This is a genomic window from Shewanella olleyana (assembly GCF_023283825.1).
Taxonomy (GTDB): domain Bacteria; phylum Pseudomonadota; class Gammaproteobacteria; order Enterobacterales; family Shewanellaceae; genus Shewanella; species Shewanella olleyana.
On record NZ_JAKILD010000080.1, the window covers coordinates 1 to 553 of the forward strand.

Sequence of the window (553 nt, forward strand, 5' to 3'; positions counted from 1 at the left end):
ATCACCGATATTGCTGGCATTGAAATCACCATCGAAAACGTGGCTGTTGCAGCTGATGGTACTTACTCAGTTGATGATGTCGACTTATCGACTCTCGTTGATGGTGACATCACTGTGGTAGCGACCGCAACCGACTCAAATGGTAATGATTTAACTGCCAATGACACTGAAAACCTCGATGCTCTAGCAAGTAATATCACCGTTGATTTAGTGATTGATGCTGGCAACTTAGGCGATATCACAGGTACGTCGCAAGATATTCCAGCGGGTGGCACAGTCACCTTAGTTATCACCGATATTGCCGGCGCTGAAATTATTATTGAAAATGTGGCAGTCGGTGCAGATGGCTCTTACTCAGTTGATGATGTCGACTTATCGACTCTGGTTGATGGCGACATCACTGTCGTAGCGACCGCAACCGACTCAAACGGTAATGCTCTGTCTGCTAATGACACTGAGAACTTAAATGCAGTCGATGCAGAATTGACTGTCGACCTGGTTATCGACGCCTCTAATCAAGGCGACATCACGGGTACCAGCCAAGATATTCCAG

The 553-nt window shown here is 46.7% G+C and carries 1 protein-coding gene; it reads left to right on the forward strand.

Annotated features, from left to right (window positions below; translation table 11 throughout):
• Positions 1-553 (forward strand): hypothetical protein (locus tag L2735_RS19925; RefSeq protein ID WP_248986317.1); only part of this gene is annotated, 553 nt, incomplete at both ends.